This window comes from Kribbella solani, from assembly GCF_014205295.1.
GTDB classification, from domain to species: Bacteria; Actinomycetota; Actinomycetes; order Propionibacteriales; family Kribbellaceae; genus Kribbella; species Kribbella solani.
Window position 1 is genome coordinate 6,495,281 of record NZ_JACHNF010000001.1, and the last position, 24,321, is coordinate 6,519,601.

The window sequence follows — 24,321 nt, forward strand, 5'->3', positions numbered from 1 at the left end:
GGAGCGTAGGAATACTCAAATCCTCAAGTTCGTCCTAGCCTGGCCCGCATGAGTGAGGTTGTGTGCCATGAGGTCGATCGGCGTGACGAGAAGGCGCGGGCCTGGGTGTCCGAGGCGATCCGGATCGTGGACGCCGACGCGAACCGGAGCGCGGACACGCATCTGCACGTGTTCCCGATGCCGGAGGGTACCGGCGTGGACCTGTACCTGAAGGACGAGTCGGTGCACCCGACCGGGTCGCTCAAGCACCGCCTGGCCCGGTCGCTGTTCCTGTACGCCCTGTGCAACGGCTGGATCCACGAAGGCACCACCGTGATCGAGGCGTCCAGCGGCTCGACCGCGGTCAGCGAGGCGTACTTCGCGCGGCTGCTCGGGCTCTCGTTCGTAGCGGTGATGCCGCGGTCGACCAGCCCGGAGAAGGTCGAGCTGATCGAGTTCTACGGCGGCCGCTGCCATTTCGTGGAGCGCTCCGGCCAGATCTACGGCGAGGCGAAGCGGCTGGCCGAGGAGACCGGCGGGCACTACATGGACCAGTTCACGTACGCCGAGCGCGCGACCGACTGGCGCGGCAACAACAACATCGCCGAGTCGATCTTCGGTCAGCTGTCGCTGGAGCAGCACCCGGTCCCGACCTGGATCGTGGTCGGCGCCGGCACCGGCGGGACCTCGGCCACCATCGGCCGGTACGTCCGCTACCAGCGCTTCGAGACGTCCGTCGCGGTCGTCGACCCCGAGAACTCGGCGTTCTTCCCGGCGTTCGAGGCCGGTGACCACGAGTTCTCCACCGGCCGACCGTCCCGGATCGAGGGCATCGGCCGGCCGCGGGTCGAGCCGTCCTTCGTACTCGGTGTCGTCGACCGGATGATCTCCGTACCGGACGCCGCGTCGATCGCCGCGATGCGCTTCTGTTCGCGCGTCACCGGCCGGCTGGTCGGCGGCTCCACCGGTACCAACCTGTGGGGTTCGCTCCGGCTGGCGGCCGAGATGCGGCGTACGGGCGTCCGCGGCAGCATCGTCACGCTCTTGTGCGACAGCGGCGAGCGGTACGGCAACACGTACTACGACGACGCCTGGCTGCGGACCAGTGGAATCGACATCAGCCCGTACACGGCGACCCTCGAAACCTTCGCCACCACCGGCCGCTGGACCGAACCGGAGTGACGCCGGGTCAGCGGCGGTACTCCTTGGTTTCGCTGCCGCAGGTGAGTTTGCCGTTGGTGGTCTTGCGGCAGACCCGGAACTTCACCCCGGACACCGGAATCAGTGACGTGATCGTGATGGTGGTCGGCCCGCGGCTGACCTTGAGGTAGCTCGGCCCGACGAAGAACGACCAGCTGACGTCCGGGCGAGCGGGCCATGCGTGCAACTCTCTTTCGAATCGATCAGGTAGCTTTGAAAGAATTTAACATCGCGCCGCCGCGGTGGGCAACCGTTTGATCGGCACGGTGGATCGGTAGCCTCCCGAAGATGTCGCAGCTGGTGGTCATCAGGGGGAATTCGGGTTCGGGGAAGTCGACGCTGGCGGCTGAGGTGCAGCGCGGGATGGGGCGTGGTACGGCCAATGTGGGGCAGGACCATCTTCGCCGGGTGATCCTGCGCGAGCATGACGTGGCCGGCGGGGACAACATCGCCTTCATCCGGGAGACCGTGCGGTACTGCGTCGGGATCGGGTACCACGTGATCCTCGAAGGCATCCTGTACGAGCCGCACTACGGCGAGATGGTGCGACAGCTGGTGGCTGAGCATCCGGGGCCGACGCACGTGTTCTACCTGGACGTCCCGCTCGAGGAGACGCTCCGGCGGCACGAGGGCCGGAACATGTCGGTCAGCCCGGACAAGCTCCGCGAGTGGTACAAACCGCTCGATCTGCTCGGCGTACCGGGCGAGATCACGATCGAGGCCGGTCCCGATCTGGCGGACCTGACGGCGTACGTGCTTGAGCGGATCGGTCCGGTGCAGCCGCTGGGCCGTCACTTTGGTACTGCGCAGTTCCTGTAGCCGGCTGTGCGACGGCGCCGGTGGCCAGGCTCTGCCCTTCGAACGCGATTCTGGCCACGTCAGGACTCGCGGCGGTCCGACCGAGCTCTGGCTCCGGGAACCTGCCGTGCTCCTCGGCACGCAGCGTCTCGTACGCGTGTGCCACTCGCACCAACGTCGACTCGGTCCAGGCAGTGCCCGTGAAGGAAACCCCGACCGGCCGCCCGTCGATCATGCCGCAAGGCACGGACACGATCGGGTACCCGGCCCAGGCAGCGTGCGTCGACCATCCGTTGAAGGATTTGTCACCATTCTCCAGATCGATCGGCTGCGCCGCGGAGCACCCAGGGAGCAGCAGCGCACTCAGATCGTTCTGTTGCACGAGATCGTCGATCCCGCCCCGCCCCAGTCGCAGACAGGTTTCGAGGGACGCGGCGTAGGCCGGTGCGTCCAGTCCTTCGGTCAGCGCCGCGCGCTCGAGGCCGTCCTGCCCGAAATATCGAAGCTCGGTGTCCGCGTGCGTGCGGTTGAAGGCGATCACCGCCTCCAGCGTCTGCGGCGCGTCCGGACGCGTTCGCAGGTACGCCTCCAGGCCCACCTTGAATTCGTGGTCGACTCTGGGTTGTCCGTGCAAGTAGTCGGCGACCGGCAGCGCGAGATCGTCGATGATCGTCGCGCCGGCCGCGGACAAGCGACTCAGCACCAGCTCGGTCTCCCGGTCCCGCCGTGGGTCCGCCCCCCAGGGAGCACTGCGTGGTACGCCGATCCGGACACCGGAGAGGTCAGTCGGGTTCGCTGCCGCGCAGATGGCCGCGTAGTCGGTCGGGCGCCCACTCAGCACGGAAAGCGCGGCGGCGGCCTGCCGTACCGACGGTGCCATTGGTCCGGCGGTGTCCTGGGAGAGCGACAGCGGCACGATCCCGTCCGTCGGAATCAGCCCGACGGTCGGTCTGATGCCGACCACACCGTTGACCGAGGCCGGGCAGACGATCGAGCCGTTCGTGTCGGTGCCGATCCCGAGCTCGGTCAGACCGGCCGCGACGGCGGCGGCCGAACCGGCCGACGAGCCGCCGGCGGAGTGCCCGAGCGCGTACGGGTTCCGGGTCAGGCCGCCGTACGCGCTCCATCCGCTGGTCGACCCTTCGCCCCGGTAGTTGGCCCACTCGCACATGTTGGCCTTGCCGATGATGACGCAGCCGGCGTCGTACAACCGGCGGACGAGCTCGGCGTCCGCGGCCGGCGGTGCGATCCCGGCGAGCGCCAAGGACCCGGCGGTGGTGGCCAGGCCCGCGGTGTCGATGTTGTCCTTCAGCACGACGAGTCTGCCGTGCAACGGTCCGCGGACGCGGCCGGCCGCGCGTTCGGCGTCCAGTACGGCGGCCTGCGCGCGGGCCTCAGGGTTCAGGGTGCAGATCGCATTGACCGACGGGCCGATTTCGGCGATGCGGGCCAAGGCCCGGTCGACCCGTTCAGTACAGCTCAGCGGTGACATAGGAGAACTATCCTCCGAGAGCCGGCCCGGATCGGTCCGGTCCAGCCGTTTTGCCGGGACTTTGGGGTGGCACAGTTCCGGTAGGCGGTACGGCGGCTCCGATGGCCTGGCTCTGTCCTTCGAACGCGAGCCTGACGACATCGGGTCCCGCGGCGGCGAGCGGAGCTGTCCGGCCGAGCTCCGGCTCCGGAAAACGGCCGTGCTCCTCGGCCCGCAGTGTCTCGTACGCGTGTGCCACTCGCACCAACGTCGACTCGGTCCAGGCAGTGCCCGTGAACGCGACCCCGACCGGCAGCCCGTCGACCATGCCGCACGGGACGGAGACGATCGGGTACCCGGCCCAGGCAGCGGGTGCCGACCAGCCGCCGCGGGATTTGTCACCATTCTCCAGATCGATAGGCTGAGCCGGTAAATACCCTGGCACCAGCAACGTGTTCAGTTCGTGGTGCTGGACGAGGTTGTCGATCCCGTCCCGGCCCATCCGGAGGCATTCGGCGCGGGCCGCAAGATACGCCGGCGCAGCCAGTCCCTCGGTCCGGGCCGCGCGCTCGAAGAACTCCTGCCCGAAGTACCGGAGCTCGGTGTCGGCATGTTCGCGGTTGAAGGCGATCAACGCCTCCAACGTCTGCGGCGCATCGGGCCGCGTCCGCAGGTACGCCTCCAGCCCTGCCTTCAGCTCATGGTCGAGCACGACGGGTCCGGGTGAGTCATCGTCGATCGGTATCGACAGGTTGTCGACGATCGTCGCGCCGGTCGCGGACAGCCGGCTCAGAACCAGCTCGGTCTCCCGGTCCCGCCGCGAGTCCATTCCCCACGGCGTATCTCGGGGGACGCCGATCCGTACGCCGGACAGATCGGTCGGGTTGTCTGTGGCGCAAATGGCCGCGTAGTCGGTCGGGCGCCCACTCAGCACGGAAAGCGCGGCGGCGGCCTGCCGTACCGACGGTGCTATCGGTCCGGCCGTGTCCTGGGAGTGTGCCAGCGGCACGATCCCCCGCTGCGAGATCATCCCGACCGTCGGTTTGATACCGACCACGCCGTTCACTGACGCGGGCCAGATGATCGAGCCGTTCGTCTCGGTGCCGATCCCGAGTTCCACCAGCCGGGCTGCGACCGCGGCGGCCGAGCCGGACGACGAGCCGCCGGCGGAGTGCTCGAGCGCGTACGGGTTCCTGGTCAGCCCGCCGTACGCGCTCCATCCGCCCTGCGCGTCCTTGCCGCGGTAGTTTGCCCATTCGCTCAGGTTGGTCTTGCCGATGAGGACGCAGCCGGCGTCGTACAAGCGGCGGACGAGCTCGGCGTCCGCGGCCGGCGGTGCGATCCCGGCGAGCGCCAGTGATCCCGCTGTGGTGGCCAGATCAGCGGTGTCGATGTTGTCCTTCAGCACGATCGGCAGGCCGTGCAGTGGCCCGCGGACGCGACCGGCCGCACGCTCGGCGTCCAGCACCGCGGCTTGCTCGCGTGCCGCCGGGTTCAGCGTGCAGATCGCGTTGACCGAAGGGTCGATTTCGGCGATGCGGGCCAAGGACCGTTCGACGCGTTCGGCGCTGCTGAGCGGTGGCATGGGAGAACTATCCCCCGAGGGCGAGTCCGATGCCGAGGCCGACGGCGTACAGGAGTTCGGTGAGGCCGGTGTTCTTCAGGACCGGGATGAGGGCCGGGCCGACGGCGTCACTGAGGATGATGCGGATCGACTTGATCGCCAGTGGGACGGCGATGAAGGCGAGCAGCGCCCACGGCGTCGCGATAGCCGAGACGGCGGCCAGGACGAAGGCGAGTGCGACCAGGGCGGCGTACATGCGGCGGGACCGTGCAGCGCCCAGTACGACGGCGAGTGTGCGTTTGCCGGTGACCGAGTCGGTGGGGATGTCGCGGAGGTTGTTGGCGACCAGGAGCGCGCATGCGATCGAGCCGACGGACACGGCGCCGGCGATCGCGGTCCAGTGCAGCGACTCGGCTTGGGCGTACGTGGTCCCGAGTACGGCGACCAGGCCGAAGAAGAGGAACACGCTGACTTCGCCAAGCGCGCGGTAGCCGTACGGCTTCTTGCCGCCGGTGTAGAACCAGGCACCGAGCAGTGACGCGGCACCGGCGACGAGCAGCCACCAGGTGGTCGTCGCACAGAGCACGATGCCGAGCACCGCGCCGGCACCGAAGCAGGTGAAGGCGGCGGTCTTGACCGACCCGGGAGTGGCTACCTTGGAGCCGACGAGCCGCAGCGGCCCGACCCGGTTCTCGTCGGTGCCGCGGATACCGTCGCTGTAGTCGTTGGCGTAGTTCACGCCGATCTGCAGCGCCAGCGCGACGCCCAGAGCGAGCAGCGCCTTCCACCAGACGAAGCCATCCAGGTACGCGGCAGCGCCGGTTCCGACCAGGACTGGGGAGATCGCGGCGGGCAGCGTACGGGGGCGGGCGCCTTCGATCCACTGGGCAGGGGTAGCCATGGCGGTCGATTCTGTCAGCCGGGGGCCGAGCGGCCGGAGGCGGGCCGTAGGCTCGTCAGTGTCATGACTACGTTGCGACTGGTTCCGGGGACGCCGGACGGGGTGCTGGCGGCGCTGGCCGGGCTGCTGGACGGCAGCGGCACACCGTTCGCGCCGGTGCCCGAGGACGCGGTCGGGGCCGCGCGGGTACGCCAGGCGGCCGCACCGGACGAGCCGATCGAGGACGCCGCCGGTGTGGTGCTGACCACATCAGGCTCCTCGGGTGAGCCGAAGGGAGTGCTGCTGTCACGGGAGGCGCTGATCGCCTCGGCCGAGGCCACGCACGACCGGCTCGGCGGCCCAGGGCAGTGGCTGCTCCCGATGAAGCCGTACTTCGTCGGCGGTCTGCAGATCCTCACTCGTTCGCTGGTCGCCGGCACCACCCCGGTCGTCGTTGCGGACAGCTTCACCGCCGCCGCCCGGAAGCTGACCGGCGTACGGCGCTACACGGCGATGGTCCCGACCCAGCTGGCGCGCTACCTGGACACCGACCTGGACGGCCTGCGGTTGTTCGACGCGATCATCATCGGTGGGGCGTCGACGCCGGAGCCGCTCAAGGCCCGGGCCGCGGCAGCCGGTGTCACCGCGATCCCGGCGTACGGGATGACCGAAACCGGCAGCGGCTGCGTGTACGCCGGTGTACCGCTGGACGGTACGTCGATCGAGCTGGACGCCGGCCGGATCTTGATCAAGGGCAGCACCTTGTTTTCCGGCTACCGCTTGCGCCCTGAGCTCACTGCGGACGTGCTGCGGAACGGCTGGTTCCGTACGCAGGACCGCGGCGAGCTGGTGGACGGACGGCTGCGGGTGGTCGGCCGCGTGGACGACGTGGTGATCTCCGGTGGCGTGAATGTCACGCTGACTACTGTGCAAGCGCGGCTGCTCGAGCATCCTCAGGTGAAGGACGCTGCCGTACTGGGCGTACCGGATGCGGACTGGGGGACCAGAGTGGTCGCGTTCGTGGTGGGGGAGCCGTCCCGGGATGAGCTGCGGGACTGGATCAGCGAGTTGTTGCCGCGGACCTGGGCGCCGCAGGACGTGGTCGCACTGGACGCGTTGCCGATGCTTGCCTCCGGCAAGGTTGACCGGCAGCGGTTGCTGGAGGGCGTGCGGTGATCACGTACTCCATCGGCTTGAAGAACAAGTTCCGTGGCATCAACGTCCGCGAGGGCATGCTGTTCGAAGGCCCAGCGGGCTGGGCGGAGTGGAGTCCGTTTCTGGACTACGACGACGCGACCTGTGTGTCCTGGTTGCAGGCGGCGTGGGAGGCGGCCGAGTACGGGTGGCCGGCGCCGGTGCGCGACCGCATCCCAGTCAACTGCACTGTGCCTGCTGTCGGTCCCGAAAAGGCAGCAGAGCTGGTCAGAGCATCAGGATGCGGTACGGCCAAGGTGAAGGTGGCTGAGCCGGGTCAGACCCTTGCGGATGATCTGGAACGAGTTGAAGCGGTACGGGACGCGATCGGCACCGGACGCGTACGCATCGACGCGAACGGCGCCTGGTCGGTGGATCAGGCCGTGTACAACCTCAAACAACTGCAGCGGTTCGACCTGGAGTACGTGGAGCAGCCGTCCGCGACTGTGGAGGAACTGGCGGAAGTACGGCGGCGTACAGACGTACTGGTTGCCGCTGATGAGTCGATCCGACGTGCAGAAGACCCACTGCGCGTACGGGAACTGGAAGCCGCGGACATAGCTGTACTGAAGGTGCAGCCGATAGGCGGCGTCCGTGCCTGCCTGGACATCGCAGAGCGCATCGGACTGCCAGTAGTGGTTTCGTCAGCACTGGAAACGTCAGTAGGTATCGCAGCAGGCGTCGCACTCGCCGCTGCGCTTCCAGAACTCCCGTACGCCTGCGGTCTGGCCACCGTGTCGATGTTCACTCGCGAAGTGGTCGCCGACCCGTTGCTGGCGGTCGACGGGTACTTGCCGGTCAAGCGCATCACACCAGACCCCCAACTGCTTGAAGCGGCCCGTGCGGATGCGGACCGGACCAAGGTGTGGGAAGAACGGATGTCCCGAGTAAGGAGTGCCGGATGAACCCGTCCACGGCGTTCGCGACGGTTGTCGTCGACGAGCTGATCCGGTGTGGCGTACGCGAGGCTGTGGTTTCCCCGGGGTCGCGGAGCGCGCCGCTGGCACTGGCCCTCGCGGCCGCCGACCGTGACGGCCGGCTGCGGCTGCACGTCCGGATCGATGAGCGTACGGCCGGGTTCCTCGCCATTGGGCTGATGCGAGGCAGCGGTCTGCCGGTGCCTGTTGTCACCACCTCTGGTACGGCTGTGGCGAACCTACATCCCGCCGTACTCGAAGCGTCGCACAGTGGCCTGCCCCTGATCGTGCTGAGTGCCGACCGCCCACCGACGTTGCGTGGCAGTGGTGCGAACCAGACAACCGATCAGCTGAAGGTGTTCGGCTCCGCGATCCGTCTGTTCCACGAGATGGGCGCTCCGGTGCGAGAGATCGGCCAGGTCGCGTACTGGCGTTCGCAGGTCGCTAGGGCCGTTGCCAGTGCGACTGGAGCACGCAGCGCCGACCCCGGGCCTGTACAGCTCAACTGCCCGCTGTCCGAGCCGCTGGTGCCGACGGAAGGACCGGAGTGGCCTGAGCCGTTGGAGGGGCGCAGCGCCGGGCCGTGGACCGCAGTGCACGCGGCAGCCAGCCGGCCGGCGGCGGTGTCGCCCGGACCGAAGACGGTAGTGGTTGCGGGCGATGGTGCGTCCCAGGCCGCGCGGCTGGTGGCGGAGGCGGGTCAGTGGCCCTTGTTCGCCGAGCCGTCGAGCCGCGCACGCACTGGTCCGGCGGTCATCTCCGCGTACCGGTTATTGCTGCAGGCAAATGAACTGGCGACCGAGATCGAGCGCGTACTGGTGTTCGGCCACCCGACGCTGTCCCGGCCGGTGTCGGCGTTGCTGGCCCGTCCGGACGTCGAGGTGATCGTGGTGTCACCGACCGGTTCGTGGCCGGACCCGGCCCGGCGCGCGGCTTCGGTGGTAACCGGGCTGGAGGTCACCGGCGCCGACCCGACCGACTGGTTGGCGCGCTGGCAGCACGCCGACCAGCTGGCGCGCCCGGCCCTCGACAAGGAGCTCGGCGACGGCCTGAACGGGCCGCGGATCGCCGCGCTGGTCGGCGAGGCCGTCGGCGCCGACGGCATGCTGGTGGTCGCTTCGTCCAACCCGATCCGCGACCTCGACCTCGCCCCGGTCGTACCGATCCGCACGGTCGCCAACCGCGGCCTGGCCGGCATCGACGGCACGATCTCGACCGCCGTCGGCGCCGCGCTGGCGAACGCCGGGCCGACGTACGCGCTGGTCGGTGATCTGGCCTTCCTGCACGACGGCAACGGTCTGGTGATCGGGCCGGACGAGGCGCGGCCCGACCTGCGGATCGTCGTCGTCAACGACAACGGCGGCGGGATCTTCTCCACGTTGGAACAAGGCGATCCGTCGCACGCGACCCACTTCGAGCGCGTCTTCGGTACGCCGCACAACGTGGACCTGTCCGCACTGTGCGCGGCGACCGGAACGCCGTACACGCTGGTCAGGACCGTGGACGAGCTGCGAGCAGCGCTCGTACCGGCGGTTGCCGGGCTGGACGTGATCGAGGTACGGATCGCCCGCGACGGGCACCGGCCGCTGGGCCAGTCACTGGTCGCCGCGCTCAAACAGCTGTAACTCAAGCAGCTGTAACAGGGACCTTCGCAGCCTTCCGTGAAGGGTGCAGCGTACGGACGTGGTTGAGCAGCGGTAGTACTACCGCGATGACCAGTGCGGTCGTGGTGAGGATGGGGATGGTCGCGCCGCGCAGCGACGAGTTGAGCGGTGCGGCGATGGTGAAGATCAGACTGACCGCGGTCATGATCGTGGTCAGTCTGCGACCGGGGCGTGCCACTGCCAGGAAGGGCATGCACCACAGGAAGTACCAGTCGTGTGCGCTCGGACCCAGTACGACCACTGCAAGCAGTGCGATACCCACGGCGCGCGCCGCGTAGTGGATGGACGACCGGAGGCTCAGGAGTGCGATCAGGCCCAGTGCGGCGACCATGCCGACCAGTCTGACGATCTGGAGTGCTTGAGCAGCCGCAGTGTCTTCACCCAGCCAGCCGAGTACGCCGGACGCTGCCATGCCGACCAGGTTGGCTATGGAGAAGGGCGAACGGACCAGTCCGGGTACGTCGAGCGCGCCGAGCCAGCCGGAGCCGACACCTGTCAGTGCGCCGATGGTGACGAGTGTTAGCACGGACACGGCACCGGCAATGACCAGACTGGCGAACCGGTGCAGCCGTCCGGCCAGTGGGCTCATCACTGCGGCAATGGCAATGGCCACAAGACCACCGGGCAGCTTTACTGCGGCTGCTACGCCGGCGATCACAGCTGCCGTACCCCACCGGCCGGTCAGCGCCAGGGCGAAGGCACTGCAGGCCAGCCCGATCATCAGTACGTCGTTGTGGGCCGCGCCGATGCCGTGCGTGAGCAGCATCGGGTTCAGTACGACCAGCCAGGTAGCGAAAGCCGGGTCGACTCGACAGGCGGTCGCCAGTCGCGGTACGGACCAGGCGATGAGCACTATGCCCAGTACGGCGAGGAGGCGGTGCGCCAGCATCAGTAGGTACGGGTCCATGGTGAGGTGCGCGGCCAGACCGCCGTACGCCAGCGGTAGCGGTCCGTACGGCGCTGGTGTCTGCATCCACATCGGATCGACTGCTTCGACGATGTGGCCGGACAGTACGCCCGGGCCGACGTCGTACGGGTTGAAACCCTTGGCCACCAAGGCGCCCTGCGCCGCGTAGCTCCAGGCATCGCGGCTGAACAGTGGCGGTGCAAGGAGCAGCGGCGCACTCCAGTACGCGACGTAGCGCAGTAGTGGGAGACGTTCGCCCGCCATCACGCGGCGGCCGACGGTCAGCCAGGCCCAGGCCATCAGCCCGAGCCCGGCGACCATGAACGTCAGTCCGAGCATCCGTCCGGCCAGCGAGTGCCGCAGGTCGCCGGTGACCGGCAGCGCGGCCACCCAGGACGACGGGGGCACCACCGAGGTCACCAGGCTGGCCACGGCGACTACGACGGCGCCGACCACCCCACGGACGACCGGCGAGCGCATGAGCGGACGGTAGCGCCGCCGGGCGACCCGTGGATGAACAGCAGGTTGATCAGGCGGATTCCTTGCGGAAGGTACGCGCACCGACCGCCAGGCCGACGATCGTCAGCAGTACCACCCAGAACAGACCCCACAGCGACGACGAACTGGTGATGTCACCACGGAACAGGGCGCGTACGCCGTTGACCACGTGCTTCAGCGGGCTGATGTCGGACAGCCGCTGCAACCACGTCGGACCGATCTGCATCGGCAGCAGGATGCCGGACAGCAGCAGCAACGGCATGGCGATGCCGTTCAGCAGCGGAGCCAGCGCGTCCTCGCTCTTGGTGATCAGCGCGACCGAGTACGACAGTGAGGCGAACGTCGCGCCCAGCAGCGCCACGATGACCAGGGAGAGCAGCACGCCACCCCACGGTGCGCGCAGACCCAGCGGAACCGCGGCGAGCAGCAGCAGTACGGACTGCGCTACCAGGACGACCACGTCACGCAGAACCCGTCCGGCCATCAAGGCGATCCGGGACGCCGGTGTCACCCGGTCGGCCTCGATCACGCCGGCCCGGTACTCGGCGATCAGGCCGAAGCCGACGAACATCGCGCCGAACATACCCAGCTGGACGATCAGACCCGGGATGAACACCTGGTACGCGTTCGTGGCGGCGCCCTGGCTGATCTGGGCGGTGATCGGCTTCAGCAGCGGGCCGAACAGGAACAGGTACATCAACGGCTGGCTGAGCATCAGGATCGACCACATCGGGTTCCGCAGCGACAGCCGCATCGCCCGGTTGAACACGATCCAGGTCTCGCGGAGAGTACTCATCCACGTCCTCGCTTCGCTCCGGGCGCGGACGAGGCTCCGAGCGGGCTGTGTTTGATGATGAACTCGCTTCGTTCCTTCATGCCTTCGTTTCCTTCTCTTCCTCGGCGGGCGCCGGGTCCTCGTCGCGCAGTGATCGGCCGGTCATGGTCAGGAACACGTCGTCCAGCGTCGGGCGGTGCACCTCGACGCCGGCCAGTTCGATGCCCTGGGCATCGATCGAGCGGAGCAGCCCGGGCAGCACCGAACCGCCACGCGGGATCCGGAACCCGACCACGTCGGCCTCGGTCTCGACCTCGATCGCGCCGTCCAGCTCGCGGGCGATCTTCATCACCGCCGGCGCGTCCGCGACGTTCGCCAGGCCGAGCCGGACCGCGTCGCCGGAGACCTGCTGCTTCAGCGCGTCCGGCGTACCGGAGGCGACGATCTTGCCGTGGTCGATGACCAGAATCCGGTCGCAGAGCGCGTCCGCCTCGTCCAGGTAGTGCGTGGTGAGGAAGATCGTCGCGCCGCGCTGCCGCAGCTGCCGGATGTGCTCCCAGAGGTTGGCCCGGGCCTGCGGGTCGAGCCCGGTGGTCGGCTCGTCCAGGAAGATCAGCTTCGGATCGTGGATCAGGCCCATCACGATGTCCAGCCGCCGGCGCTGACCGCCGGACAGCGTCTTGCTCTGCCGGCGCCACAGGCCCGGCAGGTCCAGCTCCTCGAACAGCCGCTGCCCGTCGGCCGCCGCCTTCGCCTTGGGTACGCCGTACAGCCGCGCGTGGTCGACCACTTCGTCACCGGCGATCGCCTCCGGCAAGGTGGAGCCGCTCTGCGGTACGTACCCGATGCCGCGCCGGACGCCGACCGGATCCTTCGCGAGGTCGCAGCCGGCCACCGTCGCGGTCCCGCTGGTCGGCTTGATCAGGGTCGCCAGCATCCGCATGGTGGTGGTCTTGCCGGCCCCGTTCGGGCCGAGGAAGCCGACGATCTCCCCGTCGGCGACGTCCAGATCGACCCCCTGCACGGCCTGGACCGGCCCACGTTTCGTTTTGAAGGTGCGGACCAGTCCGCGAGCTTCGATCATCATCCGGTCAGTCTGAATGATCAACTTTGACTAGTCAATCTTGATTACTGCGCCAGCTTGCCCCCGCGAAGAGGGGGTTGCCCCCTGGAAATTCGAGGGGGCAACCCTGCGGTCGCGGGGATACCCCGTCAAGTGAAGGGTTCGGCGCGCGCGGAGGGTGCGGAGGGTTCTGCGGGGCTTGGGTGGGGTCAGGGGCTGGGTGGGTTGGGGATCTCGCCCCAGTGGGTGATCATGCTCGGGTGCGGGGCCCAGTCGGCCGGTTCGCCCGCGAACGCGTACGCGCCGTCGCGGATCCGGGCGGCGAACTCCCTGGTCCAGCGCAGTTCGCCGGCGTCGCGGGCGCTGGTGATCCGGAACATCTCGAGGACGTGATCCGGGGTGGCCGGGTCCTCGATGATCTGCCGCTCGGAGAACGGCTCCGCCTTGAGCAGCGCTTCGAGCTGACTGATCCGCGCGTCGAGCGCCGCGATCACCTCGTCGCGGCGCAGCGACCACAGGAAGCTCAGCGTGGCCTGCATCTTGTCCGGGTGAAACCCGTCGACGGTCCAGAGCATCGCCCGGAGCAGCGAGAAGTACTCCGTCTCACCGTCCGCGGTCAGCTTGTACGTCGTACGCCCCGGTCGCCGCGCGCCGTCCTCGGCCACCTCCAGCAGGTACCCGTGCTTGGCGAGCGTCCGCAGACCGGTGTAGATCGATCCCGGGTTGATGTTCGCCCACGCCTGCACGTTCCAGGTCATCAGCTCCCGCCGCAGCTGGTACCCGTACGCCGGCTGGAAGATCCGCACAATGCCGAGCAACAACAACCGCGTGGTGGACATGGTCGCAGTGTAAATCCGCCGTACGGCCGGCTTGACCTTGACGCAGGGGCAACCTTCGATGCTGATCGTCATGAGCGCCGATACAGCCGGGGGACCGGCGATTCAGGTCCGGAGTCTACGGAAGTCCTATGGAAACCACGAGGTGTTGCGTGGCGTCGACTTCGAGGTCGCGCCGGGCAGCATCTTCGCCCTGCTCGGCTCCAACGGCGCCGGCAAGACCACGACCATCAAGATCCTCGCCACCCTCCTGCGGGCCGATGCGGGGACGGCCGCCGTCAACGGGTTCGACGTCGCGACGCGGGCCGCCCAGGTCCGGGCGTCCATCAGCCTGACCGGACAGTTCGCGGCCGTCGACGACATCCTCACCGGCCGCGAGAACCTCGTGCTCGTCGCCAAGCTGCGGCACCTCGCTGATCCGGCCGCGGCGGCCGACGACCTGCTGGCCCGTTTCGCGCTGACCGAGGCGGGCGGGCGCAAGTTGTCGACGTACTCCGGGGGAATGCGCCGGCGGCTCGACATCGCCATGAGCCTGATCGGGGACTCCGCGTTGATCTTCCTGGACGAGCCGACCGCCGGGCTCGACCCCGAGGCGCGGATCGAGGTGTGGCAGCTGATCAAGGAGCTCGCCGGCTCGGGGACGACGGTGCTGCTCACCACGCAGTACCTGGAAGAGGCCGAACAGCTCGCCGACCGGATCGCGATCCTGCACCAGGGCCGGCTCATCGCCGACGGCACCCTCGACGAGCTCAAGCGGCTCCTCCCGCCAACCCAGATCGAGTACGTCGAGAAGCAGCCGAGCCTGGAGGAGATCTTCCTCGCCGTCACCGGCGGCAAGACTGGTACATCGGAGGGGGCACGATGACCGCGAACTTCCTCGGCGACACCGCCGCGCTCACCGGCCGGACGCTGCGGCACGTCACCCGCAGCCCGGACACCATCATCACCACCGTCATCACTCCCGTCGCGATGATGCTGATGTTCGTCTACGTCTTCGGCGGCGCGATCGACACCGGCTCCACCCAGTACGTGAACTACCTGCTGCCCGGCATCCTGCTGATCACGGTCGCCTCCGGTGTCGCGTACACGGCGTTCCGGCTGTTCATGGATCTGCAGAGCGGTATCTTCGAGCGGTTCCAGTCCATGCCGATCGCCCGGTCGAGCGTACTGTGGGCGCACGTCGTCACGTCGCTGGTCGCGAACCTGATCGCGCTCGCCGTCGTGCTGGGGATCGCGCTGGTGATGGGTTTCCGCTCGGGGGCAGGCCTGCTGAACTGGCTCGCGGTCGCCGGCATCGTGGTGCTGTTCACCCTGGCGCTCACCTGGCTCGCGGTGGTCCCCGGACTCACGGCGTCGTCGGTCGAGGGCGCGAGTGCGTTCGGGTACCCGCTGCTGTTCCTGCCGTTCGTCAGCTCGGCGTTCGTTCCGACCCAGACCATGCCGGGTCCGGTGCGCTGGTTCGCCGAGAACCAGCCGGTGACGTCGATCGTCGACACGATCCGCAACCTGTTCGCGCGGCAGCCTGTCGGCCACGGCGTCTGGGTCGCCCTCGCGTGGTGCATCGGCCTGCTCGTCGTTGCCTATGTCCTCGCGATGGTGATCTACCGCCGCAAGATCGCCTGACGCAAGCTGGGAACCATGCTCACCATCGGTCAGTTGGCGGCGTACGCCGGAGTCACGGTCCGGGCGGTCCGGCATTACCACAACATCGGTTTGCTGCCCGAGGCCGAACGCGATCACTCCGGCTACCGCGTGTACGGCGCTGCCGCCGCCGTACGACTGATCCGGATCCACACTCTGGCGCAGGCCGGCGTACCGCTGGCCCGCGTGCACGAGCTGCTCGGCGCGACTCCCGAGGAGTTCGCCGACGGCGTCCAGGAGATCGACAAGGAGCTGCGCGCCGACGTCCGGCGGATCCAGGAGACTCGCCGCCGGCTCGCACGACTCGCTGCCGGGGAGCACCTCGCACTTCCGGAGAGCGTCGTGGGCTACCTGGACACGCTCCGCGGTCTCGGGGTCCAGGAGCGCTACATCGAACTGGAGCGCGACGCCTGGATCTTGGTCGCGGCGCAGGCCCCGGAAGCGATCGAGCAGGTGATCGCGCTGAAGCACGAGGGACTGCGGCACCCGGACATGCTGAAGCTCTACAGCCTGGTCAGCGGGGCATTCGACGCACGACCGGACGACCCGCGGATCGTCGAGGTCGCCGACATCGTGGAGCGCCTGATGATCGCTGCCGTCGAGGCCGGATCGACAGGTGCCGGCCTCGACGATCACCTGGTCGCGCTGCTGGACGCCGCCATGCTCGAGTCGGCGCCGCAGGCCGACCGCCTGCTCGCGATCCTCGAGCAACGCGGCTGGCGCGGCTGGACCCGCATCGAGCGAGCCCCAGCCGGCTTGGGCAGGCCGGAGCTCAGTTGATCTCGACGGACTCGCCTGGGGTGAGGCCGTGGTACGGGCGGTCGTCGGAGTTCAGGAAGCGGGCGAACATGGACAGGCCGACTGGGCTGAGCAGACCGTCGTGGATGCCCACCAACTGCGATGACCGGACCGTGCGGGCGTACTCGACGGCCGGCGGTAGCGCGAACCACGGGCCGGAGATCGGGACCAGGTTCGTGTGTACGGCACGGTCCGGCCGGGTGAACGAGTCACCCGGGTGGTATACGGCGTCCTCGATCAGGAAGCCGACGTTCTCGCACGGTACGCCCCACTCGGGCAGGATCACCGCGTGGTCCTTGCCGTACGCGCTGACCGCGAACCCGGCCGCCTCGAACGACTGCCCATCAGCCACGACGTGCACCCGGTCGCCGAGCGCGGTCAGCTGCGCCGCCACGCCCGCGTTCGTGTACACGGGCACGTCCAGCGCCGCGACCCGGTCGACGTCGAGGTGGTCCTGGTGCTCGTGCGTGACCAGGATCGCGTCGGCGCGCTCGAACGCCGCGTCCTCGCTGAACGAACCCGGGTCGACCAGCAGCGTCTTCCCGTCCTTCTCCAGCCGGACACAGGCGTGCGCGAACTTCGTCAGCTTCATGGTCAGTCTCCCAACGCGTCTCTCATCGGCACCAGCTTGGCGTTCGTCTCGGCCAGTTCGGCGTCCGGGTTGGACCCGGCGACGATCCCGGCGCCCGCGAACAGGCGCATCCGGCGCGGTTCGTCCGGGTCGGCCTGGCCGCAGCGCAACGCGATGCACCACTCGCCGTCCCCGGCCGCGTCCATCCAGCCGACCGGTCCGCTGAACCGGCCGCGCCGCATCCCCTCGATCTCGCCGATCAGGTCCCGCGCCACCGGCGTCGGCGTCCCGCAGACCGCCGCGGACGGGTGCAGCGCGGCGGCCAGCCCGAGCGCGGAGGCGCCGTTGTTCGCGACCCCGGCGACGTCGGTGGCCAGATGCATCACGTTCGGCAGGTGCAGTACGAACGGCGTCTCCGGAACGTTCATCGAGGTGCAGTGCGGTTCGAGCGCGTCCGCGACCGAGCGGACCGCGAACTCGTGCTCCTCCAGGTCCTTCGACGAACGTGCCAGCGAGGCGGCCAGCGCCAGGTCGTGCGCGTCGTCGCCGGTACGGCGGATCGTCCCGGCCAGTACGCGGGACGTGATCAGGCCCTTCTCCCGGCGTACGAGCAGCTCGGGGGTGGCACCGATCAGGCCGTCGACGGAGAACGTCCAGCAGTTCGGGTACGCCGTGGCGAGCCGGTGCAGCGGCCAGCGGAGGTCGATCGGCCGCGCCGCGATCGCGATCAGGTCGCGCGCCAGCACCACCTTGTCCAGTTCGCCCGCGGTGATCCGGCGGACCGCGTCGGCGACGATGCTCGACCAGTCGGTACCGGTCCGGGCGCCGTCCGCGAAGGTCACGTCGTACACCGGTGACGGCTCGTGCACGACCAGCTCCGGCGGCGTGGTCAGCGAACTGGCCGGGGAGACCGTGGTCACCCAGGTGGTGCCGGCGCGCCGGCCGACGATCACCTCCGGTACGACCAGCTCACCCGGATCCTGGTCGGTGAAGCCGAACGATCCGAAACAGATCAGCCCGGACCCCGGTACGCCGACCTCGTCGCGGACCACCGCGGTCGCGGTCAGCTGCTGCCACCAGCTCATCGCGTCCTGGAAGCGGTTGCCACCGGCAACGTCGAGCCGGGCGGCCGTACCCCAGCCGATCTGCCCGTCGCCGCGCCGGACCCAGGCCAGCCCGCCGTCGGGCGGCAGATGGTCGAGCAACTGCGCGGACACACCGCCCACGCGCTGGCTGCGGATCACCAACCGCGGTGCTTGCGACCGACCGACCGGCTCGGACACGCTCACAGGCCCACCCCTCGCTCGTGCTCCGGCCCCGGGTCACGGTGGCCGGACAGGATCACTGAAGACGCACTCACGAAATGCAAGAGTATGCCTCCCCGATGTCCAGCCAATTTCGGTGCCGCTTACGCCCGTGATGAACTAGACAGGTGACACGCGCAGACCTCAGCAAGGACCCGCAGGCCGTGGCGGCCATGTTCGACAACGTGGCCGAGGGGTACGACCGGACCAACGTGGTCGCGACGATGGGTCTGGAGAAGCTGTACTGGCGGCCGGCGACGCTGACCGAGATCGCGCCGCGGAAGGGGATGAAGATCCTCGACCTGGCCGCGGGAACCGGCGCGTCCAGCATCCGGTTGCGGGAGGCGGGTGCCGAGGTGGTGTCCTGCGACTTCTCGGTCGGGATGCTGACGGTCGGCAAGCGGCGGTACCCGGAGCTGGACCTGATCGCGGGCGACGCGCTCCGGCTGCCGTTCGCGGACGGGACGTTCGACGTGGTGACGATCTCGTGGGCGCTGCGGAACGTCAACGACGTGCCGGTGGCACTGGCCGAGATGCTCCGGGTGACCCGCCCGGGCGGCCGGCTGGTCGTACTCGAGCAGTCGCACCCGACCTGGAAGCCGTTCCGGGTGGTGTACCTGGAGTACATGATGCGCGCGGTACCGGCGGTCGCGAAGGTGGTCTCGACGAACCCGGAGGCGTACGAGTACCTGGCCGAATCCACCCGCGCCTGGCTGCCGCAGCAACCCCTCGCCGAAGCGATCGAGGCCGCGGGCTGGACCCGCGCCCAGTGGCGCAACCTCAGCGGCGGTCTGGTCGCCATCCACCGCGCGGTCAAGCCCGCCTGACCTCCTGCCTCCCCTCACCCCCACAAGAGTGGATATCCACCGGTGTGGTGCCTTCTCCACCGTTACACCAGTGGAGAAGGCACCACACGAGTGGATATCCACCGTTGTTGGGGGGCGGTTAATTACGCAATAGAAGTTATGCGTAATTGGCTTGTCTGCAAGGCGGTTGGGGTGAGTTTCGTGTCGGCGTCAGGCAGTCCTAGACTGTCGGGTGTAGAGGCCTCGTGAATGCCTTCACGAGCGCACACGCCCCTAACTTCCAGGCCGGGAAAGAGATGAGCCAGAGCGTGCCGAGCGGGCAGCAGGCGGAGACCGCCGATGTGATCGTGGTCGGTGCCGGACCCGCCGGATCGGCGGCGGCGTACCACTTGGCGAACGCCGGTCTCGACGTCCTGCTGCTGGAGAAGACCGCCTTCCCCCGGGAGAAGGTGTGCGGCGACGGGCTGACCCCGCGCGGCACCAAGCAGCTGATCAACATGGGCCTCGACATCTCCGAAGAGGCCGGCTGGATCCGCAACTACGGGCTCCGGATCCAGGGCGCCGGGCACCAACTGCAGCTGGACTGGCCGGACCTGGCCAGCCACCCGAACTACGGGCTGACCCGGAACCGGATGGACTTCGACGACATGCTCGCCCGGCAGGCGGTGAAGGCCGGCGCCCGGCTGCGCGAGCGGACCAACGTCGGCGCGCCGATCCTGGACGAGCGCGGGCACATCGTCGGCGTGACCGCGAAGCCGGTCGACGACAACGGCCGCCGGGCCGGCGCCGACGTCGAGTTCCGGGCGCCGCTGGTGATGGCGGCCGACGGCAACTCGTCCCGGCTGAGCATCGCGATGGGTCTGCACAAGCGCGACGACCGCCCGATGGGCGTCGCGGTCCGGACGTACTTCACCAGCCCGCGGACGAACGACGACTACCTCGAGTCCTGGCTGGAGCTGTGGGCCGACGACCCGAAGCAGCCCGGCGGCAAGGTGCTGCTGCCCGGGTACGGCTGGATCTTCGGCATGGGCGACGGCACCGTGAACGTCGGCCTCGGCATCCTGAACACCTCGGACGCGTTCGGCAAGGTCGACTACGCCGACCTGCTGAAGCAGTGGCTGAAGGTGACGCCGGACGAGTGGCAGTTCCGGGACGAGTTCCAGACCATCCCGATCCGGGGCGCGGCGCTGCCGATGGGCTTCAACCGGCAGCCGCACTACACCCGCGGCCTGATGCTGCTCGGCGACGCCGGCGGCATGGTCAACCCGTTCAACGGCGAAGGCATCCCGTACGCGATGGAGTCCGGGTCGTTCGCCGCCGAGGTCGCCGCCCAGGCGCTGCGCCGGCAGCCGAACCAGCGGGAGCGCGCGCTGTCGGCGTACCCGAAGGCGCTGAAGCAGGAGTACGGCGGGTACTACACGCTCGGCCGGATCTTCGTGAAGCTGATCGGAAATCCGGAGGTGATGCGGCTGTGCACCAAGTACGGTCTGCCGCGCACCACGTTGATGAAGTTCACCCTGAAGTTGCTGGCCAACCTCACCGACCCGCGCGACGGCGACGTGATGGACAAGATCATCAACGGCCTGACCAAGCTCGCACCGGCGGCCTGACCGGCGGGGCGAGTGCGCCGGGCCATCGCGGTACTGATACCAACTGACTGACAACCGACATCACCGGCTGAAGGAGGGAGCACGAGAGCGATGCACCCCTATACACCGATTCTCGCTCTTGGTGTGCTCGCGGCGCTCTTCGTGGCGGGCAGCATCACGGTAAGCGCGCTGGTCGGCCCGAAGCGGTACAACCGGGCCCGGCTGGACTCGTACGAGTGCGGCATCGAACCGACTCCGCAGCCGGTCGGCGGTGGGCGCTTCCCGGTGAAGTACTACATCACCGCGATGCTGTTCATCGTGTTCGACATCGAGATCATCTTCCTCTACCCGTGGGCGGTCGCGTTCGACCAGATGGCCCTGTTCGGGCTGGTCGAGATGGTCATCTTCATCGTCACCGTCTTCATCGCCTACACGTACGTGTGGCGCCGCGGCGGACTGGAGTGGGACTGACATGGGTCTTGAGGAACAGCTTCCGGCCGGCGTACTGCTGAGCACCGTCGAAGGACTGCTCGGCTACATGCGCAAGGCCTCGTTGTGGCCGGCGACCTTCGGGCTGGCCTGCTGCGCGATCGAGATGATGACCACCGGCGCGCCGCGGTACGACGCCGCCCGGTTCGGCATGGAGGTTTTCCGGGCGTCGCCGCGGCAGGCCGACCTGATGATCGTGGCCGGCCGGGTGAGCCAGAAGATGGCTCCGGTACTGCGCCAGATCTACGACCAGATGCCCGGCCCGAAGTGGGTGCTGGCGATGGGTGTCTGCGCGTCGTCCGGCGGCATGTTCAACAACTACGCGGTCGTGCAGGGCGTGGACCACGTGGTCCCGGTCGACATGTACCTGCCCGGCTGCCCGCCGCGGCCGGAGATGCTGCTGGACGCGTTCCTGAAGATCCACGACCAGATCCAGCACATGAAGCTCGGCGCGCACAAGAAGGCACTGCAGACCGAGCAGGAGGCGGCGGCCCTGGTCGCGGCCCCGACGATCGAGATGAAGGGGCTGCTCCGGTGACCGAGCGTAGCGAGGGAACAATTAGCACAGCGACCCTGTCGCTCGCCGGCGGACGAGCGAAGCGAGGTAGCCGGTGAGTGACTCCCAGCCCGAGAACCTGCCGGCGACGTCGGCGGGGAGTGACGCGCAGACGCCGCAGGCCGAGGTGATCGACCAGCGCGAGGGCATGTTCGGGGTCCGCGGCACCGGCGACACCTCCGGTTTCGGCGGCCTGCAGCGCCAGATCGCGCTGCCCGGCAGTTCGCCGCGGCCGTTCGGGTCCTGGTTCGACGGCGCGGTGGACCGGCTCGAGAGCCTGACCGGCGCGGACGCGATCGAGAAGGTCGTCGTCGACCGCGACGAGCTGACGCTGCACGTCAGGCGCGAGCAGCTGGTCGAGGTGTGTCAGCACCTGCGGGACGACGAGTCGCTGCGGTTCGAGTTCTGCTCCGGGGTCAGCGGGGTGCACTACCCGCACGAGACCGGCCGCGAACTGCACGCCGTGTACCACTTCCTGTCGATCACCCACAACCGCAGGATCCGGCTGGAGGTGTCGGCGCCGGACGGTGACCCGCACATCCCGTCGATCGTCTCGGTGTACCCGGCGAACGACTGGCACGAGCGCGAGACCTGGGACTTCTTCGGGATCGTCTTCGACGGTCACCCGGCGCTGACCCGGATTCAGATGCCCGACGACTGGCCGGGCCACCCGCAGCGCAAGGACTACCCGCTCGGCGGCATCGACGTCGAGTACAAGGGCGCTGTCATCCCACCGCCAGACACGCGGAGGTCGTACAACTAATGACCACTACAGACCCGTACGCGACCACTCGGGACACCACCGAGGGCAAGGTCTTCACCGTCACCGGTCAGGACTGGGACTCGGTCGTCTCCGGCCTCGGCGAGGAGCCGGAAGAGCGCGTCGTCGTCAACATGGGCCCGCAGCACCCGTCCACGCACGGCGTGCTCCGGCTGATTCTCGAGCTCGACGGTGAGAACGTGACCGAGGCCCGCTGTGGCATCGGCTACCTGCACACCGGCATCGAGAAGAACATGGAGTTCCGCTCCTGGACGCAGGGCGTCACCTTCGTCACCCGGATGGACTACCTGTCGCCGTTCTACAACGAGGCGGCGTACTGCCTCGCGGTGGAGAAGCTGCTCGGGATCGAGGAGCAGATCCCGGCGAAGGCCAACGTGATGCGGGTGCTCCTGATGGAGCTCAACCGGATCAGCAGCCACCTGGTCTGTATCGCCACCGGCGGTATGGAGATCGGCGCGCTGACGGTGATGACGATCGGCTTCCGTGAGCGGGAGATGACGCTCGACCTGTTCGAGCTGATCACCGGCCTGCGGATGAACCACGCGTTCATCCGGCCGGGCGGCGTCGCCCAGGACCTGCCGCCGGGCGCGCTGGACAAGATCCGCGAGTACATCACCTGGATGAACAAGCACCTCCCCGAGTACGCGGAGCTGTGCAACGCGAACCCGATCTTCAAGGCCCGGCTGGGCAACGTCGGCTACCTGGACCTGGCCGGCTGCATGGCGCTCGGGATCTCCGGGCCGACGGTGCGCTCGACCGGGTACGCGCTGGACCTGCGCAAGTCCCAGCCGTACTGCGGCTACGAGACGTACGACTTCGACGTACCGACCTGGGACAGCTCGGACTCGTACGGACGGTTCCGGGTCCGGCTGCAGGAGATGCACGAGTCGCTGAAGATCGTCGAGCAGTGCGCCGACCGGCTGGAGAAGATGGACGGCGAGCCGGTGATGGTGGCCGACAAGAAGATCGGCTGGCCGAGCCAGCTGGCGGTCGGCTCCGACGGGATGGGCAACTCGCTCGACCACATCAAGCACATCATGGGCGAGTCGATGGAAGCGCTGATCCATCACTTCAAGCTGGTCACCGAGGGCTTCCGGGTCCCGGCCGGCCAGGCGTACGTGGCGATCGAGTCGCCGCGCGGTGAACTCGGCGCGCACGTCGTCTCCGACGGCGGCACCAAGCCGTACCGGGTGCACTTCCGTGACCCGTCCTTCGCAAACCTGCAGGCGATGCCGATCATGTGCGAGGGCGGCCAGGTCGCCGACGTGATCGTCGCCGTCGCCAGCCTTGACCCGGTGATGGGTGGAGTGGACCGCTAAATGGCCGAGAACCACACGACGAACAGCGAGACGACGGTGCCGTACAGCACCGGCGACTCGAAGATCACCGACACCACCGTCGCCGAGCTGCGCGAGATCGCGGCCCGGTACCCGGAGGCGCGGTCCGCGCTGCTGCCGATGCTGCACCTGGTGCAGTCGGTCGAGGGCCGGATCACCCCCGAGGGCATCGAGGTGTGCGCCGAGCTGCTCGGGCAGACCGGTGCCGAGGTGTCGGCGGTGGCCACGTTCTACACGATGTACAAGCGCCGTCCGGTCGGCGAGTACCACGTCGGCGTCTGCACCAACACGCTCTGCGCGGTGATGGGCGGCGACCTGATCTTCGACCGGCTGAAGCAGCACCTGGACGTCGGCAACGACGAGACCACCGAGGACGGCAAGATCACCCTCGAGCACCTCGAGTGCAACGCCGCCTGCGACTACGCGCCGGTGATGATGGTGAACTGGGAGTTCTTCGACGACATGACGCCGGAGAGCGCCACCCAGCTGGTCGACGACCTGCGCGACGGTACCGAGGTGAAGTCGCCGCGCGGCGCCACCATCTGCACCTGGCGCGAGGCCGAGCGGGTGCTGGCCGGTTTCCCGGACGGCCGCGCCGACGAGGGCCCGACCGGCGGCAAGGCCACGCTGGCCGGCCTGCGCCTGGCCCGCGAGCGCAACTGGTCGGCCCCTGACAGCTCTGCGACCCCGAAGGAGGGCTGAG

The 24,321-nt window shown here is 68.6% G+C and carries 25 protein-coding genes; 15 read left to right on the top strand and 10 right to left on the bottom strand.

Translation table 11 applies throughout. From position 1 onward, the window contains the following. The first annotated feature begins 48 nt into the window (after nt 1-48). The gene (cds1, locus tag HDA44_RS29995; protein ID WP_184840135.1) at nt 49-1,161 is read left to right on the top strand and encodes an L-cysteine desulfhydrase Cds1; all 1,113 of its coding nucleotides are present in this window, start codon (nt 49-51) and stop codon (nt 1,159-1,161) included. A 7-nt stretch (nt 1,162-1,168) separates the two neighbouring features. Here the strand turns inward: cds1 and HDA44_RS30000 are convergent, their stop codons facing one another. Then, nucleotides 1,169-1,366, bottom strand: coding sequence for a hypothetical protein (locus HDA44_RS30000; protein ID WP_184840137.1), 198 nt, complete (start codon nt 1,364-1,366; stop codon nt 1,169-1,171). Nucleotides 1,367-1,467: 101 nt separating this feature from the next. Here HDA44_RS30000 and HDA44_RS30005 point away from each other — a divergent pair, with 101 nt between their 5' ends. Next, complete coding sequence (locus tag HDA44_RS30005; protein ID WP_184840139.1) at nt 1,468-1,998, top strand: AAA family ATPase; 531 nt, start codon at nt 1,468-1,470, stop codon at nt 1,996-1,998. On the opposite strand, the gene HDA44_RS30010 is transcribed toward HDA44_RS30005, so the two are convergent. Genes HDA44_RS30010 through HDA44_RS30020 form a run of 3 tightly spaced genes read right to left on the bottom strand, consistent with a single transcriptional unit; the run spans nt 1,889 to nt 5,913 of the window. Further along, the gene (locus HDA44_RS30010; protein WP_184840141.1) at nt 1,889-3,469 is read right to left on the bottom strand and encodes an amidase family protein; all 1,581 of its coding nucleotides are present in this window, start codon (nt 3,467-3,469) and stop codon (nt 1,889-1,891) included. The genes HDA44_RS30005 and HDA44_RS30010 overlap by 110 nt on opposite strands. A gap of 7 nt (nt 3,470-3,476) precedes the next feature. After that, on the bottom strand, nt 3,477-5,033 hold the full coding sequence (locus HDA44_RS30015) for an amidase family protein (RefSeq protein WP_184840143.1): 1,557 nt from the start codon (nt 5,031-5,033) through the stop codon (nt 3,477-3,479). Between the two features lie 7 nt (nt 5,034-5,040). Then, the gene (locus HDA44_RS30020; RefSeq protein WP_184840145.1) at nt 5,041-5,913 is read right to left on the bottom strand and encodes a 1,4-dihydroxy-2-naphthoate polyprenyltransferase; all 873 of its coding nucleotides are present in this window, start codon (nt 5,911-5,913) and stop codon (nt 5,041-5,043) included. 63 nt (nt 5,914-5,976) lie between these two features. Between HDA44_RS30020 and HDA44_RS30025 the strand changes: the two genes are divergently transcribed. The 3 genes from HDA44_RS30025 to menD are packed head-to-tail and all read left to right on the top strand — an operon-like array spanning nt 5,977 to nt 9,628. Continuing rightward, the gene (locus HDA44_RS30025; protein WP_184840147.1) at nt 5,977-7,068 is read left to right on the top strand and encodes an AMP-binding protein; all 1,092 of its coding nucleotides are present in this window, start codon (nt 5,977-5,979) and stop codon (nt 7,066-7,068) included. Then, nucleotides 7,065-7,991 carry an o-succinylbenzoate synthase gene (locus HDA44_RS30030; RefSeq protein WP_184840149.1) on the top strand — a complete coding sequence of 309 codons (927 nt, stop codon included), beginning with the start codon at nt 7,065-7,067 and terminating at the stop codon, nt 7,989-7,991. The genes HDA44_RS30025 and HDA44_RS30030 overlap by 4 nt, the downstream gene beginning before the upstream one ends. Continuing rightward, on the top strand, nt 7,988-9,628 hold the full coding sequence (gene menD / locus HDA44_RS30035) for a 2-succinyl-5-enolpyruvyl-6-hydroxy-3-cyclohexene-1-carboxylic-acid synthase (RefSeq protein ID WP_184840151.1): 1,641 nt from the start codon (nt 7,988-7,990) through the stop codon (nt 9,626-9,628). Before HDA44_RS30030 ends, menD begins: the two co-directional genes overlap by 4 nt. A 1-nt stretch (nt 9,629) precedes the next feature. Here the strand turns inward: menD and mptB are convergent, their stop codons facing one another. The 4 genes from mptB to HDA44_RS30055 all read right to left on the bottom strand — a co-directional run bounded on the left by mptB (nt 9,630) and on the right by HDA44_RS30055 (nt 13,749). Then, nucleotides 9,630-11,054: a polyprenol phosphomannose-dependent alpha 1,6 mannosyltransferase MptB gene (gene mptB / locus HDA44_RS30040; protein WP_184840153.1), complete on the bottom strand. Its 1,425-nt coding sequence runs from the start codon at nt 11,052-11,054 to the stop codon at nt 9,630-9,632. Nucleotides 11,055-11,103: 49 nt separating this feature from the next. Continuing rightward, nucleotides 11,104-11,868: an ABC transporter permease gene (locus HDA44_RS30045; protein ID WP_184840155.1), complete on the bottom strand. Its 765-nt coding sequence runs from the start codon at nt 11,866-11,868 to the stop codon at nt 11,104-11,106. A 76-nt stretch (nt 11,869-11,944) separates the two neighbouring features. Next, entirely contained in the window at nt 11,945-12,934 is a 990-nt protein-coding gene (locus tag HDA44_RS30050; RefSeq protein WP_202887633.1) for an ABC transporter ATP-binding protein, read from the bottom strand. A gap of 185 nt (nt 12,935-13,119) precedes the next feature. Next, entirely contained in the window at nt 13,120-13,749 is a 630-nt protein-coding gene (locus HDA44_RS30055) for a PadR family transcriptional regulator (RefSeq protein WP_184840157.1), read from the bottom strand. 70 nt (nt 13,750-13,819) lie between these two features. Between HDA44_RS30055 and HDA44_RS30060 the strand changes: the two genes are divergently transcribed. From HDA44_RS30060 to HDA44_RS30070, 3 genes are read left to right on the top strand one after another with little or no spacing between them, the layout of a single operon-like run. Continuing rightward, nucleotides 13,820-14,611, top strand: a complete 792-nt coding sequence (locus HDA44_RS30060) for an ABC transporter ATP-binding protein (RefSeq protein ID WP_184840159.1) — start codon at nt 13,820-13,822, stop codon at nt 14,609-14,611. Further along, a complete protein-coding gene (locus tag HDA44_RS30065; protein ID WP_184840161.1) occupies nt 14,608-15,369 on the top strand; it encodes an ABC transporter permease in 762 nt (253 codons plus the stop codon). Before HDA44_RS30060 ends, HDA44_RS30065 begins: the two co-directional genes overlap by 4 nt. Nucleotides 15,370-15,384: 15 nt before the next feature. After that, entirely contained in the window at nt 15,385-16,167 is a 783-nt protein-coding gene (locus HDA44_RS30070; protein ID WP_184840163.1) for a MerR family transcriptional regulator, read from the top strand. Here HDA44_RS30070 and HDA44_RS30075 read toward each other — a convergent pair. Together HDA44_RS30075 and HDA44_RS30080 are read right to left on the bottom strand one after the other, a co-directional pair. Continuing rightward, entirely contained in the window at nt 16,160-16,777 is a 618-nt protein-coding gene (locus HDA44_RS30075; protein WP_184840165.1) for an MBL fold metallo-hydrolase, read from the bottom strand. The genes HDA44_RS30070 and HDA44_RS30075 overlap by 8 nt on opposite strands. A gap of 2 nt (nt 16,778-16,779) precedes the next feature. Next, entirely contained in the window at nt 16,780-18,045 is a 1,266-nt protein-coding gene (locus HDA44_RS30080; RefSeq protein WP_184840167.1) for an isochorismate synthase, read from the bottom strand. Between the two features lie 143 nt (nt 18,046-18,188). Between HDA44_RS30080 and HDA44_RS30085 the strand changes: the two genes are divergently transcribed. The 7 genes from HDA44_RS30085 (at nt 18,189) to nuoE (ending at nt 24,320) form a co-directional block, all read left to right on the top strand. Further along, entirely contained in the window at nt 18,189-18,887 is a 699-nt protein-coding gene (locus HDA44_RS30085) for a demethylmenaquinone methyltransferase (RefSeq protein ID WP_184840169.1), read from the top strand. A gap of 275 nt (nt 18,888-19,162) precedes the next feature. Beyond that, on the top strand, nt 19,163-20,476 hold the full coding sequence (locus HDA44_RS30090) for a geranylgeranyl reductase family protein (protein ID WP_184840172.1): 1,314 nt from the start codon (nt 19,163-19,165) through the stop codon (nt 20,474-20,476). Between the two features lie 90 nt (nt 20,477-20,566). Continuing rightward, on the top strand, nt 20,567-20,926 hold the full coding sequence (locus tag HDA44_RS30095; protein WP_184840174.1) for an NADH-quinone oxidoreductase subunit A: 360 nt from the start codon (nt 20,567-20,569) through the stop codon (nt 20,924-20,926). 1 nt (nt 20,927) lies between these two features. Then, nucleotides 20,928-21,482: a NuoB/complex I 20 kDa subunit family protein gene (locus HDA44_RS30100; protein WP_130441831.1), complete on the top strand. Its 555-nt coding sequence runs from the start codon at nt 20,928-20,930 to the stop codon at nt 21,480-21,482. A gap of 73 nt (nt 21,483-21,555) precedes the next feature. Next, nucleotides 21,556-22,263 (top strand): NADH-quinone oxidoreductase subunit C, encoded by a 708-nt coding sequence (locus HDA44_RS30105; RefSeq protein WP_337906578.1) that lies wholly within the window; start codon nt 21,556-21,558, stop codon nt 22,261-22,263. Continuing rightward, nucleotides 22,263-23,600: an NADH-quinone oxidoreductase subunit D gene (locus HDA44_RS30110; protein ID WP_184840176.1), complete on the top strand. Its 1,338-nt coding sequence runs from the start codon at nt 22,263-22,265 to the stop codon at nt 23,598-23,600. Before HDA44_RS30105 ends, HDA44_RS30110 begins: the two co-directional genes overlap by 1 nt. After that, nucleotides 23,601-24,320, top strand: a complete 720-nt coding sequence (nuoE, locus tag HDA44_RS30115) for an NADH-quinone oxidoreductase subunit NuoE (RefSeq protein ID WP_184840178.1) — start codon at nt 23,601-23,603, stop codon at nt 24,318-24,320. The last annotated feature ends 1 nt before the right edge of the window (nt 24,321 follow it).